This is a genomic window from Geotalea toluenoxydans JCM 15764 (assembly GCF_001311985.1).
In the GTDB taxonomy this organism is placed as follows: Bacteria; Desulfobacterota; Desulfuromonadia; order Geobacterales; family Geobacteraceae; genus Geotalea; species Geotalea toluenoxydans.
Genome location: NZ_BBCJ01000031.1, coordinates 40,615 through 55,229, shown reverse-complemented (window position 1 = coordinate 55,229; position 14,615 = coordinate 40,615). Strand labels below are relative to the sequence as shown.

Genomic DNA, 14,615 nt, shown 5'->3' with positions numbered 1-14,615 from the left:
TGGGTTTAGGCATCAGTCGTTCTGCGACAGGCGGGCAATGGTATCCAGAACCTTTTGGGCTCCATGCTTGTGGAGCAGGGATTTCAAGCCGACCTCCACCTCACCCAATGCAGGTTCTTCCTCAGCCCGCTCCTCTTCGCGTTCTTCATAGGTCAGGGCACCGGGTCGACACACCTGGACACAGAGGGGCATTTCTTCGTCCTCGCACATGTCGCATTTCAGGGGCAGGCCGGAATCGGGCTCCTTGAACAGGTCCCGCGACGGGCAGGAAGCCGGACAGAAATTACACTCGCTGTATTGCTTGCCGTGGATCTTGAAGGTCTGCCTGCCCGTACACTCGGCCGGCGTATACTCAGCTGCCCGCAGCGGCACATAGACATCATTGACCAGATCCTGGACTACCCGGATCCGGGACCGGGCCGGATTGAAGCTGCTGTATTTCGGGCTGGCATGAAACCCGGAGCATGCCACTTCGCACGCCCGGCACCCGATGCATTTATCAAGATCCACCTTTACTTCCTTGACCATCTTCTTCTTTGGCTGATCGCTCATGGCTGCTATCCTCTTGACTGTAGTTCTATTCCTATCCTGATGGCCCTGAGCCTCAGTCGGCCGGCAGGATTCCCCGACCGATGAAATCCTCGCTCACATACTCAAGCTGCAATCGGTCCAGCGTCTCCTTGGTGGGAATGCCGTCATTGGTCCACCCTTTGAACTCATAATAGGCGTCCAGGTGCTTCTGCTCCATCTCGGCATCCCTTACTTTCCAGTGATCCTCCGGCGGCTTCTCCACATCCCGCCTCAGCCCTCTTCTGATGTTGAGGGCTCTAACCAGGTTGCGGTTCCTTCTGGATATTTCCAGGAGCCCGTCCGAATCGAGCTCGATGCCGGCCGCCAGCCCGATAATCTGCGGGAGGTTAAACAGGTGATAGGGGGGGGACCCGCCGAACTGCCCGCGGAACGATGACAGCCAGGCACAGGTGCCGATGGCGTCGTCGACGTAGTGCATCGCCTCGTTCCAGTCGCAGACATTGACCGAGGCCTCAATGGGCATATGCTGTTTCGGTTCCCACTCCAAAAGCCATTTCTTGAACCGCTCCGGAGCCGCCGACCAGTTTTCCACGAACTTTTTGCGCTTCTCCGGATTGGCAATGGGGGCCTGGGGGAAGGAGCCTTCAATCTGGGTGATGTTCATCTTCTCGCCGGTGCAGTACATGAGGAAGAACGGGTAGTTGACCACCCCCAGCTTGAGGGGCACCTGCTCCACCTTTTTCGTGGTGTTATGGTCGTATTCCTCAGCCCCGTTGCCAATCTGCCGGGCCGCCTGATAGACGCCATTGGCAAGGATGTCGCCGATCCCTTCCCGATGCACGACCTTGTCCAGGAGGTAAAAGAACCGATCCGCGCCGCCTTCGGGAAAACCGGGCAGCTCCTTCTCGGTCAGGATGCCCGCCTCGAAAAGCTCGATGGCAAAGGCGAGCACCTGTGGCGTTGAAAAACCATCCATGCCATAGGCGCTGGTCAGCCCCAGGATGTTGTAATTGAAGTCGATTTCCTCAAAGGCCGCCATGCTGTAGGTAAGCTTGTTGAAACATTTGAGGAAATAGGTATGGCGCCCCGGATAGGAAATCGTGTAGTGGCAATCCTTCGGGCAGTTGTAGCATCCGGAATCACGGCTGCGGACCTCTTTCCAGAGCCCTACCCACTGCTCCTCGCGCTCCTTGTTCCAGTAGTCTTTTCTCCTGGTCCGTGCGTTGCCCCAGGCAAAGTTGTCCACATGGAAGCTTTCATTGTGATCGTGGGCCATGGGGTCGCCGCAGTTCTTGTTATCGTAGATCTCCTGGTACTTGCCGCGGCACAATTCCCAGAGCTCTGCTGCACCGGAAACATAGACATCCTTTGTCCCGCGTACCGCAATCGCCTTCAGCCGCTTGGCCCCCATGACCGCCCCCACCCCGTGGCGGGATGCACTGGAGTTGGCATGCTCGATCGTGGCCTGAAAGACTTTGTTTTCGCCCGCCAGCCCGATGGCGGCAACCTGAAGCTTCGGCTCCTTCAGCTCCTTCTGCAGCAGGGTTGCGACCTCCTGGCACCCCTGGCCCTGGAGATGGCTGGCATCACGGATCTCCACTTTGTCGTTGTTGATGTAGAGATAGACCAGGTTGGGTGACTCGCCGCTGACGATGATTTTGTCATAACCGGCAAATTTCAGTTCCGGCCCGAACCACCCCCCCATCAGCGAATTGACATAGAGCCCGTCAGGGGAGAAAAGGTGCTGATGGAGGTACGGTTGGCGCCGGGCACCGGAGTGCCGTGCAGAAGTCCGGTACTGAAGATGAGCATATTTTCCGGGGACAGTGGATCGGTTTCCGGTGGAACCCGGTCCCACAGTATCCTTGCGGCAGTACCTTGTCCCCCCAGATGAAGCTCAGTCAGTTTCCGGTCGGTCGGCACCCTCTTCACGCTGCCCTGCGACAGATCAACCTCTAAATTAAACCCTGTCTCTGCGTACCTCATTGTCTACCTCTTCCGTTTGTTGATGTCTGCACACTGTTGCGGGTCCCGAAACTGCCTCCAAACCCACCAAGGCTATGCAGGATTCCCCGTGCCAGCAGAGCTGTACTCACATGATCCAGTCCCGCTCCATCCAATGTCTCCCGCGTCGGTATCCCTTCTGCATTCCATCCCTTGAAGGAATAGTATGCGTCCAGGTGCTGCTGCTCCATCTCCGGATTTCTGTTTTCCCAGAGTTCTGCAGAGATGGCTTCATCGGCCCTTTTCTGTCCTCTTCCTGCATTCAAGGCCCTTATCAGCTGTCGATTGCGGCGTAATACTTCCAATAGCCCGTCCACATCAAGTTCAATTCCGGTCGCCAGGAAAATGAGCTGGGGCAGGTTGTTCAGGTGATAGGGAGGCCGACCGCCGAACTGACCCCTGAAGGAGGAGAGCAGCGGGCAGATCCCCAGAATGTCGTCCCCGTAATGCATGGCCTCGTTCCAATCAACGATCTCCACAGCCGCCTCAAGAGGAAGCTGCTGGCCCGGCTCCCAGCCCAGAAACCACTCCTTGAACCGTTGGGGCGCAGCATCCCAGCCTTCGACAAATGCCTCCCGCTCTTTCCTGTCCGGAATAGGCAGCTGGGGAAAGGAGCCTTCAACCTGGGTGATATCCATTTTGTCCCCGGTGGCGTACATGAGGAAAGATGGGTAATGGGCTTCTTTCCACTTAAGGGGGAGTTGTCCGGTCTTTTTAATTCCACGGATGTGCGCTTCCGCACCCTTGCCAATCTGCCCCGCCGCCTGACAAAGGCCCTCGGCTAGTATGGCGCCGATATCCTGGCGGTGAGCCACTTTTTTCAGCAGGTAGAGGTATCTGCCCATGTCATCGGCAGGAAAACCGGGAAGCTCGTTTTCGGTCAGAATGCCCGCTTGCTGCAGGTCCTGGACAAAGGCGAACAGCTGTACCATGGCGTTTTCGTCCAGACCCAGTTCCTGCATGGCAAAAAGAACGTCGTAATTGAGCTTCAGGTCTCCGTAGGCAGCCATGGCGTATGCATGTTTGCCATATGACTTGAGAAAATACTGGCGCTCACCTGGCAGGGAAATCACCTTATGGCAATTCTTCGGGCAGTTGTAGCAACCGGTGCCGCGCAACAGCTCGCTCTTCTCGACAACCGTCTCCCGCACCTCTTCCATTTCCTGGCTATAGTTTTCCCACTGGTAGCTGATCTCTTCCCGTTCGACCCGCACTCCCCATTTCTGTCCAAGCTCAGGCTCCCAGAACCCCTTGACCCGCTGCTCTGCAGCAGTCCAGGGAAGGTTTGCCACATGCCAGGCCTTGTCATCCTCGCTCAGGAGAAGGTCACCGCAGGAAGGGTTATCATAAATCTCCCCATAGAGGGCGTTGCAGCGGGCAAACAGCTCATCCGGGTGGGCAACAGCCAGGTCCTTGGTGCCCCGGACCGCTATTGCCTTCAGCCCCTTCTCCCCCATGATCAGGCCGACCCCCTGGGAAACACTGCTGTTGGCATGTTCGATGCTGGCCTGGGCAACCATGTTTTCCCCGGCCACGCCAATGGCAGCCACCTGAATGTTAGGGTCCTTCAACTCCTTGCGGAGAATGGCTGTGGTTTCCAGAGCGCTTTTCCCCTGAAGATGACCGGCATCACGTATCTCCACCTTGTCGTCATGAATCCACACATACACAAGGCTGGGTGACTTGCCACGGATGACAACCCGGTCATAGCCGGCATGCTTCAGCTCGGGAGCGAAAAAGCCCTCGAAGCTGGTATTGACGTGGAGGTTTGAAAGAGGACTGATACTGCTGACGCAGGTGCGGTTGGCGCCGGGAACGGGGGTGCCTGCCAGGAGCCCTGCACTGAAAATGAGCAGATTGGCGGGTGAATGGGGGTCCATCTCAGGTGGGACCCGTTCCCAAAGAATGGCAGCGGCAACACCGTCCCCACCCAGATGGAGCCCGGTCTTCTTCGGGTCTGTCGGGGCCTTTTCTATGTTTCCTCTGCTCAGATCGATTTCCAGCGCAAAGCCAGTCTCTGCAAACTTCATTCGCTTACCCCTTCCCGGGTTAAAACTTTCGCCATCAAAACGGTAACCCAGTACTCTAATACCATTAGACCGTCAAAAAAATTCCTGTTCTCTTCGCTTCTCAACCCAAAGACGGTTCACTCGTGTTTCCATACTTCCCTGCCAGCGTACCCGTCTTGTTTAAATTTCATTGTATGAAATAGGATTTTATTTTTGATATTATTATCCACGCTGTAATTTACTTGTCAATAAAATAATGTTTTACTGAATTACTTTTTGCGATGAAACGCCAGAAGACCTACATTAGGCCCTTGGAGAAAGGGGATTTCTACCGCATCGGTGATCCAGTGAAATCCCCCTGAATCCCCCTTTGCAAAGGGGACTTGGCGGTTGCACAAGATGGACACTGATCAGCAGAAGTAAAGTGTGTGGGTCTATTGCACAGGTATACAGGAGTGAAATAAAAAGGAAGGATCGGGCAGCATTTTCCCCATGAAAGGATGGGGTTATCTTCTGTGGCCAAGATCCGAGGAAATAGCTGCGGCACAGGCAGTGACGCTGGCAATGGTCTCGGCGATGTGTTCCTCGCTGCAGGTGGACATGGGCAATGCCACGCCGACAGCAGCGACCACCTCACCACCTGCATTCCGGATCGGTGCGGCCACCCCCCAGACGCCGTCAATGGCCTCCTCGAATTCCAGGGCATAGCCGATGCGGCGGATGTCCCCAATCCGCTGGAGGAAAAGGTTTCTGTCGGTCAGGGTCTTCAGGGTATGGGGAGCAAGGGGAAATTCGTCAAGCAAACGTTCCACCTCCGAGGGCTCCAGATAAGCCATGAGGGTCATACCCAGCATGCCGTAGTGGGCGGGATCACGCCGCCAGGCGATATCGTTGGCCAGGCGCACCGGACCCCGACCTTCCGTCTTGTCCAGGTAGACAAGATGATCCTCCAGGAGGGCGCCAAGAAGGACCGTCGCCTGAGTGGAATTGCGCAATGTGGTCAGATGCGGACGGGCAATGGCCCCGAGACCGGATGAGCCGTGGACCGCGGAGGCGAGGGTGAGAAAAACAGAGCCCAACCGGTAGCGCCCGTCGCCTTTGTCCAGATAAATAAATTTCCTGCTCTGCAGTGTGGAAAGGATGCGAAAGACGGTGGGTTTGGAAAGCCCGATCAGCTTGGTGAGTTCATCGAGGGAGAGCTTGCGGCGCTCGATGGAAAAGGCTTCCAGCACTGAAAGGGCGCGCTCGATGGCGCGAATGTTGTATTTTTCGTCTTCCTTGATCTTGGTTGGGGAGTTGTTTCCGGTCATCGAAACCTGTCGACCTTCCTGCCAGTCACCCGGCTTTTCCCCTTGTAATAGCATTTCGTCACATGAAACGCTACTTTTTTGTGGAACACAACAGCAGGAGGGCACGTATTGCAGGCCAGACTACAGCCCAGGCGGTGCCGCCGGTGAGCCCGCGAGGCGCACCTGCCCCCGGCATGGCCGAGGACAGGTGGCAGTGAAGCAATTACCTAGTCTTCAACGGATACCAGTCTTTCATGGACAGTTTCAAGTCCTTCGTCTTTCACATTGACCCGATACAAATAGACCAGCCCGGCGCACAGGAAGCTGGGAACCGCGAAGATCAGGAAATACTGGCTGAAGGTAACGCCCGCCATCTGTAGCGCTCCGCCCAGCAAGGGGCCAGCTATCGAACCGAGCCTCCCTGCGGTGAGGGCACAGCCGACCCCGGTGGAACGAATGTTGGTGGGATAGAGTTCGCCGGTCACCACATGTTGGGCTATCTGGGCGCCGATGACGAAAACGCCCGTTGCTGCGCCGATAATATACAAGGCGGCATTGCTCGATACGGTGCCGAACAATGCCACGACTACCCCTCCGGCCATGTAGCAAAGATCAGGCGCTCTTCCGGCCGAAACGGTCCATCATCCAGCCGAGAAGGAATCCGCCGAGGGAAGCGCCTACTGCCTGGACCATGCCGAAACTGTAACTCTTGACCAGGGAAAACCCTGCCTTTACGAGAAGCGACGGGAGCCAGGTAGCCAGCCCGTAGACCACCAGGAGGTTCAGGAAGTAAGTTGCCCAGATGAGCGGTGTCATAAATGAAAATCCGGGAGAGAAAAGCTGGGTCAGGCTGCTGCCTGGCTCAACCGGTCCGGTTTGAAACGACTCCTTGGTCCACGCAGCCGGTGGAAATCCTGCGGCTTTTTCCATCCGCTGTATTTCAAGTATCGCCTCCTCGTGACGCCCTTTCGATGCCAGGAAGCGCACCGACTCCGGCAGTGCCTTCTGCAAAAGGGGAAGAATAAGCACCGGCAGAAAGCCGAAAAGAAGCACCATCCGCCATCCCAGGGCGGGTATGCCGACCATGGCCACCAGAGCTGCGACTCCCCATCCAGGGTAAATCCGGCGAACATGGCGCTCACCGCCTTGGCCCGTGCTTGGCAGGGGCAAACTCCGTCACCAGCGTGATCGTCAGGGGCATCGCCCCCCCCATGCCGATGCCGGCAAGAAAGCGAAGCAAACAGAATACCTGGAAATTGGGCGCCCAGTATGCCGCCCCGCTGAAGACGGAAAAAACGACCAGGGCGATCATCAACCCCTTCTTGCGGCCAAGGCGGTCGGCGAAGGTACCGAAGCCGGCCGCGCCGATCATGAGGCCGATGAAACCATAGGAAGCCATTGAACCGGCGGCAACCGGCGTCAGGTGCCACTCCTTGACCAGTTGCGGCATGACGTAGGCAATAATCTGTGCGTCAAAACCGTCGAAGATGAGGATCAGGGCGGCGAGCCCCATGACCATGGCGTGGAACCGGTTGAACGACAAGCTGTCGCACCATTGGGTAAAGCTTACGCAGGGTTTTGTCTGGGTGTTTGTTGTCATGTTGATCCTCTCAGATTCCGGGCGGCATCGGCTTTTCCCTCTGCCGGCCGCCCCATGGTTGAAGGTGGTCCGAATCGCCGGAAAGCGATATATGCATAAAAATGTTGAAATGTCCTGCCATGCGCCCCTTTGCGGGCATGTCACCAGGTGATCATGCTGCCTGCTGGAGTTGCACGATGATCTCACGCAGGGCTTTTTTGTTGACCTTGCCCACGTTGGTCAGGGGAAGGGCGTCCAAGGTCTCCAACCGCTCCGGAAGCTTGAAGCGGGCGATCTTTCTTTCCTTGATGAGAAATTCGCACAGACCCTCCAGGGTCAGGGAAGCGCCCGGAGCGGGGACGACAAAGGCACAGCATTTTTCACCGAAAATGGCGTCCGGCATGGCGACGACTGCACAGTTGAGCACCGATCCATGGGCGATGAGATGATTCTCGATTTCTTCGGCGCTGATCTTTTCCCCTCCCCTGTTGATGCAGTCCTTGTTCCGCCCTTCGACAACAATGTTGCCGCTGGGGTGCAGCCGCACCAGGTCTCCCGACTTGTAGAAGCCATCGGGGCTGAAAGCACGTGCATTGTGCTCGTCGGCGCGGTAGTAACCACGGATGGTATGGGGACCCCGGCACCAGAGCTCTCCCACTTCCCCCGGCGCCACTTCCTTGCCACTCTCCGGGTCGACGATGCGGAATTCGTCGCCAGGGGACTGGGGACGCCCCTGGGTGTGCAGCCGAACCTCGTCCGGGTCTTCCAGACGTGTCCAATAGAGCGGCCCTTCCGCCATGCCCAGGACCTGCAGGACGTCACACCCCAGTTCCGGACACAGACGCAGGGCACTTCCGGGTTGAGCTTCGAGCCGCCGGTAAGGATCATCCGCAGGGAAGAGAGATCGTACCTGTGCCGCTCGGGGTGGTCGAGGAGTCCGAGAATCATCGTCGGCACGGCAATGAAATGGGTCAACCGGTGCTGCTCTATCAGCCTCATGAGGCGCTCGGTAGCGGTGTTTGCCGACAGCAGTTCGCAGCCGCCGGTGGCAAGGGTGCCCAAAAGCCCCGGACAGGCAAGGGCAAAATTGTGTGCCTGCGGCACCGCGACGAGAACGGAGGTCTCCCCGTCCAGCCCGCATACTTCTGCGCAGCGGAGAAAGTTGTAGGCATAGTCGTTGTGGGTTCTCGGTATGAGCTTCGGAATGCCGGTGGTCCCCCCGGACAGGAGCAGCACGGCAGGAAAATCCGGATCGGGTCGCGGCAGGCTGGTACTGTCTGCCCGTTCCTCGATGTGGTCGAGCAGCATGGCATCGATGGACTGGTAGCCGGGACGGGGCATGCCGCCGGTTACCAGTACAAATTCCAGGGACGGATTCTGTTCCTGGATCGTTCCGGCCAGGGCCTGGAAGTCGAACTCACGCACCTGGCTGGCTATGGCATAGCCGCGCGCCCCGGAAAGCTTGGCAAAGTGGCCGACCTCGGCCTCCCGGTGGGGAGGCAATGTCATCACCGGCACGGCGCCCGCCTTGAGCAGCCCGAGAAACGTCAGGACGCTCACCGGGCTGTTGGGAATCTGGTGGATGACCCGATCGTACGGTTGGAGTCCCAGGTGATTGAAATGCAGGGCAAGGCGGGTGGAGAGCCGCTCCAGATCGGCATAGGTATAGCGTGTCCCGTCTTCGGCGATGAGGGCGGTTCTGTCAGCGAAACGTCCGAAGCTTTCTGCCAGCACCTCGCTATTGTCTGATCTCGCCAGTAGCCCGCATCCCGGTACCGCTGTGCAAAATCTTCCGGCCAATCAATAAAACCGTTTTTTATCATACTAGTAATCCTCCTTTCAGTATTGTTCATGGCAACCACCCATCCGATAATCATTCATCGTTTTGGCCTGTTTATGAGAGGATCAGCAAGCATCATGCCATACGGAAACAGTGTTTTGTTGCGGTCTTTTAAATGGTTGTGGAAAGAATCTTTCAATGGTATAGTTAGGACGTGATGATTCTTTTCAATAACATCGTTTTTTACTTCATGAGAATGAACTCGCGCGGAAATACAGGGAAAATTACTTTCACCAGGCAGTGCGCGCCGTTGTCCCGGAAGAATCGGACAACCGGGAGTTGTAATGGATATTTTTAAAATACTGGATACATACCAGTCAGAGATAATCGATGTCTGGGTCAGCAGGTTGCTTTCCGATCAGGCGGCTCCCTACTCTCACGAAAATGAGTCCGATCTGAGACCACTTGTCAGTCAGGCGACTGCTGCCTATAGCCTGGTTCTCGACGGAGGAGGCTGGGACGAGCTCGATGCCTTCATCACCTTCATTGCGCGCAGGAGACTTGCCCAGGGATACAAACTGTCCGACGTGCAAAAGGCCTTCATGCTCTATCAGCAGGTGGTGACGCCGCTTATCATCAGGAATGCACGGGATGGAGAGCGGGACGAGGCCATCGCCCGGCTGGGGAGCTGCATCTCCCAGACGGTGGGAAAATTCAGCGATTTTTTCCAGGGGCTCCATGAAGAGTATATGCGGCAGCAGACCGTCGTGCTGGAGAATGAAGTTGCAAAGAGGACAAGGGAACTGTCGGAATCGGAGAGCAAGTACAAGGCTGGTGGAGGACATCCGCGACGGCTATTATGTTCTCCACGACGGGGTGGTAGTCTTTGCCAACAGCGCCTTTTGCGCCATGCATGGCCGCTCGGTGGAAGAGGTTGTGGGGATGCCGTTTCTTGAGCTGGTCACCCCGGAATCCAGGGGGGATGTGGAGACCTCCTACACCCAATCCCGTGCCAGCCTGGGGTCCAGCCCTGTGGAATACTCCCGCCTGCTGGCAGACGGCAGGAAACTGCCGACAGAAACACTGTCCAGAATTTCCTTTTATGAAGGGAAAGAGGCCAGCCTTGGGATCTGCAGGGACATCAGCGAACGTAGAGCACTAGAGCAGAAAACAAGGGAGGCGGAGACGCTCAACGCCCTCGCCCAACAGGCTGCCTCCCTGGCCCACGATATCCGCAACCCGTTGACCGCCATCAAGATGAATGTGCAGATGCTGGCAGCGGAACTTCACGGCAATCCCACCCACCATCGCCTGCTGGAGATCTCCCGCAAAGAGGTGGAGAGCATCGAGCGCTCGGTGCTGGAGATGATGCACCTCGCCCGGCCGTTCAGCCTGAACCGGGAAATCGTACTCCTGCGCCCCTTCATCCAGGATTGCGTGGACGCACTCCGGACGCGCATGGAGCATAAGGGAGTGCACGTCTCCCTGCGGTTGAGTCCCAAGCTTGATCGCCTGAGAATCGACCCCCACCGCATCGAGCAGACCCTGGTGAACCTCCTTTTCAATGCCATCGAGGCGGTGCCGCGAGGGGGTCGGATCTATGTTTCATCGGGAAGGGTTGAACACCAGGGAAGCCGGTGGGGGAGTATCTGCGTCGCCGACAACGGGCCGGGCATTCCCGTGGAACTCCTGCCTTACTACTTTGACGAGAAACAGAAACGGCGCATCGGCCTGGGACTGGACAATGTGAAGAAAATCGTCGAAGCACACGGCGGAGCGTGGAAGTCGGCATTCGTCAACCGCGGGGACTCCGGGTCTGCCTGCGGTTGCCCCTGGAGCAGTGACCATGGCAGATACGGTTCTCGTTATCGACGATCAGCCTCCATCCTCCAGTCCATGGAGGTCTTCTTCCAGTTGCGGTCATGGAACGTCCATACGGCCCCCGACGGCAAAAAGGGAATTTCTCTGGCTAAAAGGATGCAACCCGACCTGGTGGTTCTGGACATCAGGCTGCCCGACATGGATGGCCTGGAGGTCCTGAAAGAACTCCGCTCCCGTGTGCCCCATGCCGAGGTGATCATGATCACCGCCCACCAGGACATGGAGAGCACCATCCAGGCCATTAAGGCGGGGGCATTCGATTACCTGCACAAGCCCATAGACATCGACGAGATGGACAGCGTCCTGAAAAGGCTGCGTGCGATGAGGACTGCCGCTCCGGCAACGGTTGAGGATGAGCCGGCAAACCAGCCGCTAGTTGGGTTGGACACGCTGCACCTGATCGGCAAAAGCAAGGCGATGAAGGAGGTGTTCAAGAAGATCGCCCTTGCCTCCGGGGCGAGGGTCACAGTGCTGGTGCAGGGTGAGAGCGGCACCGGCAAGGACATGGTCGCCCAGGCGATCCACCGCAACAGCCCGTGGAACAATAAACCCTTTACCGTCATGGACTGCTCCACCCTGGCGCCGTCACTGGTGGAGAGCGAGTTGTTCGGTTACGAAAAAGGGGCATTCACCGGGGCCGACCGGACCCGCGCCGGGCGTATCGAACTGACCGGCGACGGGACGGTGTTTTTCGACGAGATCGGTGAACTGCCGCTGCACCTGCAGAGCCGCCTGCTGCGCTTCCTGCAGGAGGGGCAATTCGTGCGCGTGGGGGGAGTAGCGCCCATCCAGTCCAACGCCAGGATCATCGCCGCCACCAATCGCGACCTCCTGGCCATGGTCGCCGAGGGAACCTTCCGCGAGGACCTTTACTTCCGGCTCAAGGTCGTCACCATCCATATGCCCCCCCTGCGGGACAGGCGTTCCGATATTCCCGACCTGGCCCGGTTTCTCCTGGAAAAGATTGCCGCACGCACCGCCCTGCGCCCCCGGATGTTGTCGGAAGGGGCGATCGGTGAACTGATGAAGCGCGATTGGCCTGGCAACGTGCGGGAGCTGGAAAACACCCTGACCCGTGCCGCCCTGATGACCAAATCGACGGTACTGTCCGAGGAAGAATTGGCAGCGTCCCTGGACGGAGACCGCTACCAGCCGGCCACGGAGCGCTCGGTAAAGAGCCTGGCCGATGCCGAGCGCGACCATATCCTGTTCGCCCTGGAATCCTACGAATGGAGTCTGGGCAAGACCTGTCAGGCCCTGCAGATTTCCCGGCCGACCCTGCGGGCAAAAATAAGAACCTATGGGCTGGGAAAAACAACGCTGAGGTGAAAGTTTCTTTCCATTCTTTCTTTACAATGTGAAAGAAAACGCTGCAAATTCTCCCTTATCTTCCCTCAGCAGGCAAACTTGTTTCACATGAGCGCCTGGTTGCCCTTCCGACTGCCACTCCCCCAGCGTCCAACCTGCCCCCAGCCATCAAAAATAACCTTTCGATTCCGTAATGTTACAAGGTTACGGCATTTCGTCAGCTGACAGGTGGCCATATTGGCATAAAATATGTATTATGGTGCTTAATTACCGATTTAGATGCGGCACCATATACTGATCACGTTGCCGATTTGTAAATCCACTGGAGGAGGAAGATTATGAAATTTGCCATTCTGGGTACGGGAATTATGGGACGCGGCTGGATTACCCAATGCGCCATGAACGGACACGAAGTACATTGTCACGACGCCAGCCCGCAGACACTGGCCGGGACGGTCGCCGGCTGTGAGAAGCTTGCTGCCACCGCTGCCAAGAAGTTCAAGCACGACGACCCGAACTTTGTTTCGAATGCCATGGGAAAGATACGCGTCCACGACGAGAAGGGAGCGTTTATCGATGCAGCCAAGGGTTGTGACGTATTTCTGGAGGTGATCTTCGAAGATCTGAAGCTGAAATGTTCGGTGCTTGCCGACTACCTGCCCCAGCTTCCCCCATCGGTGGTGTTCTGGTCCAACAGCAGCAGCCTCGACATCGACCCCATGGCCCAGGCCGGCGGCCGGCCGGATCGCTCCATCGTCACCCACGGCATGAATCCGGTCCCCCTGATGCCGGGGGTCGAGGTGGTGCCGGGAGCCAAGACCAGCAGCGAGACCATTGAATTTACCCGCCAGACCCTGCTGAACATGAAAAAGGCGCCGTTCCTGGCGCCGAACATTCCGGGGTTCTGGGTCAATCGTCTGCTCGTGCCCCAGATGCTGGATGCGGTGCGCTTGCTGGAGCAGGGAAAGATTACGGTGGAGGACGGGGATACCGGCTTGTACACCAGTCTGGGGCACCCCCAGGGGACCTTCAAGCTGCATGATTTCGTCACCGCCCCCACCATGCTGCGGGTGGCCCTGCAGATGTATCAGGCGTCCAACGATCCCCGCATGTATCCGCCCCTGACGCTCATGCGGATGGTGAAGAACGGAGAGTACGGCGCCAGCAGCGGCAAGGGATTCTACGACTGGAGCGACCCCCGCAACCCCAAGCCCCTGGACATGTCCAAGTATGTCATAGGCACCGCTGAGGAGATGCTGCAGCCCTTAGCTTAGCAGGTCGTTGAAAAACGGCCATCTCGCCGCCGTCCTCGAAAGCCACCTTGTGCGGCGTAGCGCTGCTACGCCTCCGCAGGGCTTTCTGCGGGTGCGACGACCTGGCCATTTTTGAACAACCTGGATTTTTCAATGACTTGCTGATATGGCTAGTTATCTTACAGGGTGACCCAAAACGGCCCCATTTCTCCGGCATCGCGAGGAATGGGGCTAATGGCTTTTCGGAGGATAATAACCATGGCAAAAGTATATGAAATGGGTGGAATGATCCCGGTAATCGATCCGACGTCATTCGTCCATCCCGATGCGGTCTTCATCGGCGACGTGATCATCGGGCCGAACTGCTACATCGGGGCGTGCGCCTGCCTGCGGGGCGATCTCGGCCGTATCGTCATCGGCGCCGGAGCCAACATTCAGGACACCTGCGTCATCCATTCATTTCCAGAGGTGGATGTCATCGTCGGGGAAAACGGCCATGTGGGCCACGGGGCCATCCTGCACGGCTGCACCATCGGCAGGAATGCGCTGATCGGCATGAACGCCGTAGTGATGGACCACGCAGTCATTGGTGAGAATTCCTTCGTTGCCGCCATGGCTTTCGTCAAGTCGGGCATGACGACCGGTGCGAACATGCTGATCGGGGGGATGCCCGCCAGGGAAATCCGTCCGCTGGAAAAAGAAGAGATCAACAGGAAGGCGCAAGGAACCCTGCTCTATCAGTGGCTGGCGGCCCAGTCCCTGGTGTCCATGAAGGAAGCGAAGCCGCTCACGGAGGCCGAGCCCAATCGCGGAAGGATAAGTCCACCCCCCTCAATCCCCCCTATTCCATAGGGGGGAAGCGAACGCCAGTGAGCAGGGGGTGAGCTGGAGGTAAAAAAAAAGGCCTTGAAATAAGACCGGACGATTCGGCTCCTCTCAAGGCCTGACCAGTATATTGCCGGTCAACTGCAAGGGTTCAGC

Annotated in this window: 13 protein-coding genes and 2 pseudogenes; 5 read left to right on the top strand and 10 right to left on the bottom strand. The window is 57.5% G+C overall.

Going from position 1 to position 14,615, the window contains the following annotated elements; genetic code table 11:
- Positions 1 to 12: 12 nt before the first annotated feature.
- The 5 genes and pseudogenes from JCM15764_RS17410 to JCM15764_RS17395 form a co-directional block, all read right to left on the bottom strand.
- Entirely contained in the window at positions 13 to 552 is a 540-nt protein-coding gene (locus JCM15764_RS17410; RefSeq protein ID WP_054697997.1) for a 4Fe-4S binding protein, read from the bottom strand.
- Positions 553 to 604: 52 nt separating this feature from the next.
- Complete coding sequence (locus JCM15764_RS30195; RefSeq protein ID WP_243689313.1) at positions 605 to 1,807, bottom strand: aldehyde ferredoxin oxidoreductase C-terminal domain-containing protein; 1,203 nt, start codon at positions 1,805 to 1,807, stop codon at positions 605 to 607.
- Between the two features lie 156 nt (positions 1,808 to 1,963).
- Positions 1,964 to 2,517, bottom strand: a pseudogene (locus tag JCM15764_RS30190) (aldehyde ferredoxin oxidoreductase N-terminal domain-containing protein); the annotation flags it as partial.
- Positions 2,514 to 4,565 (bottom strand): aldehyde ferredoxin oxidoreductase N-terminal domain-containing protein, encoded by a 2,052-nt coding sequence (locus tag JCM15764_RS17400; protein ID WP_243689308.1) that lies wholly within the window; start codon positions 4,563 to 4,565, stop codon positions 2,514 to 2,516. The pseudogene JCM15764_RS30190 and the gene JCM15764_RS17400, both read right to left, overlap by 4 nt.
- A 485-nt stretch (positions 4,566 to 5,050) precedes the next feature.
- The gene (locus JCM15764_RS17395; protein ID WP_054697994.1) at positions 5,051 to 5,854 is read right to left on the bottom strand and encodes an IclR family transcriptional regulator; all 804 of its coding nucleotides are present in this window, start codon (positions 5,852 to 5,854) and stop codon (positions 5,051 to 5,053) included.
- A gap of 62 nt (positions 5,855 to 5,916) precedes the next feature.
- Between JCM15764_RS17395 and JCM15764_RS27175 the strand changes: the two genes are divergently transcribed.
- Positions 5,917 to 6,051: a hypothetical protein gene (locus JCM15764_RS27175; protein WP_279384527.1), complete on the top strand. Its 135-nt coding sequence runs from the start codon at positions 5,917 to 5,919 to the stop codon at positions 6,049 to 6,051.
- Positions 6,052 to 6,060: 9 nt separating this feature from the next.
- Here JCM15764_RS27175 and JCM15764_RS17390 read toward each other — a convergent pair whose 3' ends face one another.
- The 5 genes and pseudogenes from JCM15764_RS17390 to JCM15764_RS17370 form a co-directional block, all read right to left on the bottom strand.
- The gene (locus JCM15764_RS17390; RefSeq protein WP_054697991.1) at positions 6,061 to 6,417 is read right to left on the bottom strand and encodes an MFS transporter; all 357 of its coding nucleotides are present in this window, start codon (positions 6,415 to 6,417) and stop codon (positions 6,061 to 6,063) included.
- 28 nt (positions 6,418 to 6,445) lie between these two features.
- Positions 6,446 to 7,003, bottom strand: a complete 558-nt coding sequence (locus tag JCM15764_RS24810) for an MFS transporter (protein WP_279384525.1) — start codon at positions 7,001 to 7,003, stop codon at positions 6,446 to 6,448.
- Positions 6,972 to 7,433, bottom strand: a complete 462-nt coding sequence (locus tag JCM15764_RS27170) for an MFS transporter (RefSeq protein WP_279384524.1) — start codon at positions 7,431 to 7,433, stop codon at positions 6,972 to 6,974. Before JCM15764_RS27170 ends, JCM15764_RS24810 begins: the two co-directional genes overlap by 32 nt.
- Positions 7,434 to 7,584: 151 nt before the next feature.
- Positions 7,585 to 8,211 (bottom strand): AMP-binding enzyme, encoded by a 627-nt coding sequence (locus JCM15764_RS27165; protein ID WP_279384523.1) that lies wholly within the window; start codon positions 8,209 to 8,211, stop codon positions 7,585 to 7,587.
- A gap of 107 nt (positions 8,212 to 8,318) precedes the next feature.
- Positions 8,319 to 9,146: pseudogene (locus JCM15764_RS17370) on the bottom strand (AMP-binding protein); the annotation flags it as partial.
- Positions 9,147 to 9,536: 390 nt separating this feature from the next.
- On the opposite strand from JCM15764_RS17370, the gene JCM15764_RS17365 reads away from it, so the two are divergent.
- The 4 genes from JCM15764_RS17365 (at position 9,537) to JCM15764_RS17350 (ending at position 14,486) form a co-directional block, all read left to right on the top strand.
- The gene (locus JCM15764_RS17365) at positions 9,537 to 10,148 is read left to right on the top strand and encodes an RsbRD N-terminal domain-containing protein (protein WP_054697979.1); all 612 of its coding nucleotides are present in this window, start codon (positions 9,537 to 9,539) and stop codon (positions 10,146 to 10,148) included.
- A complete protein-coding gene (locus JCM15764_RS24800; protein ID WP_243689311.1) occupies positions 10,036 to 12,402 on the top strand; it encodes a sigma 54-interacting transcriptional regulator in 2,367 nt (788 codons plus the stop codon). Before JCM15764_RS17365 ends, JCM15764_RS24800 begins: the two co-directional genes overlap by 113 nt.
- Before the next feature lie 317 nt (positions 12,403 to 12,719).
- Positions 12,720 to 13,655 (top strand): 3-hydroxyacyl-CoA dehydrogenase family protein, encoded by a 936-nt coding sequence (locus tag JCM15764_RS17355; RefSeq protein ID WP_054697977.1) that lies wholly within the window; start codon positions 12,720 to 12,722, stop codon positions 13,653 to 13,655.
- A 237-nt stretch (positions 13,656 to 13,892) separates the two neighbouring features.
- Positions 13,893 to 14,486 carry an acyltransferase gene (locus JCM15764_RS17350; protein ID WP_054698003.1) on the top strand — a complete coding sequence of 198 codons (594 nt, stop codon included), beginning with the start codon at positions 13,893 to 13,895 and terminating at the stop codon, positions 14,484 to 14,486.
- The last annotated feature ends 129 nt before the right edge of the window (positions 14,487 to 14,615 follow it).

Coding starts and splice junctions, on each gene's coding strand:
- JCM15764_RS17410 (WP_054697997.1), bottom strand. CDS start 552: ATGAGCGATCAGCCAAAGAAGAAGATGGTCAAGGAAGTAAAGGTGGAT.
- JCM15764_RS30195 (WP_243689313.1), bottom strand. CDS start 1,807: ATGGCCCACGATCACAATGAAAGCTTCCATGTGGACAACTTTGCCTGG.
- JCM15764_RS17400 (WP_243689308.1), bottom strand. CDS start 4,565: ATGAAGTTTGCAGAGACTGGCTTTGCGCTGGAAATCGATCTGAGCAGA.
- JCM15764_RS17395 (WP_054697994.1), bottom strand. CDS start 5,854: ATGACCGGAAACAACTCCCCAACCAAGATCAAGGAAGACGAAAAATAC.
- JCM15764_RS27175 (WP_279384527.1), top strand. CDS start 5,917: ATGAAACGCTACTTTTTTGTGGAACACAACAGCAGGAGGGCACGTATT.
- JCM15764_RS27170 (WP_279384524.1), bottom strand. CDS start 7,433: ATGACAACAAACACCCAGACAAAACCCTGCGTAAGCTTTACCCAATGG.
- JCM15764_RS27165 (WP_279384523.1), bottom strand. CDS start 8,211: ATGGCGGAAGGGCCGCTCTATTGGACACGTCTGGAAGACCCGGACGAG.
- JCM15764_RS17365 (WP_054697979.1), top strand. CDS start 9,537: ATGGATATTTTTAAAATACTGGATACATACCAGTCAGAGATAATCGAT.
- JCM15764_RS17355 (WP_054697977.1), top strand. CDS start 12,720: ATGAAATTTGCCATTCTGGGTACGGGAATTATGGGACGCGGCTGGATT.
- JCM15764_RS17350 (WP_054698003.1), top strand. CDS start 13,893: ATGGCAAAAGTATATGAAATGGGTGGAATGATCCCGGTAATCGATCCG.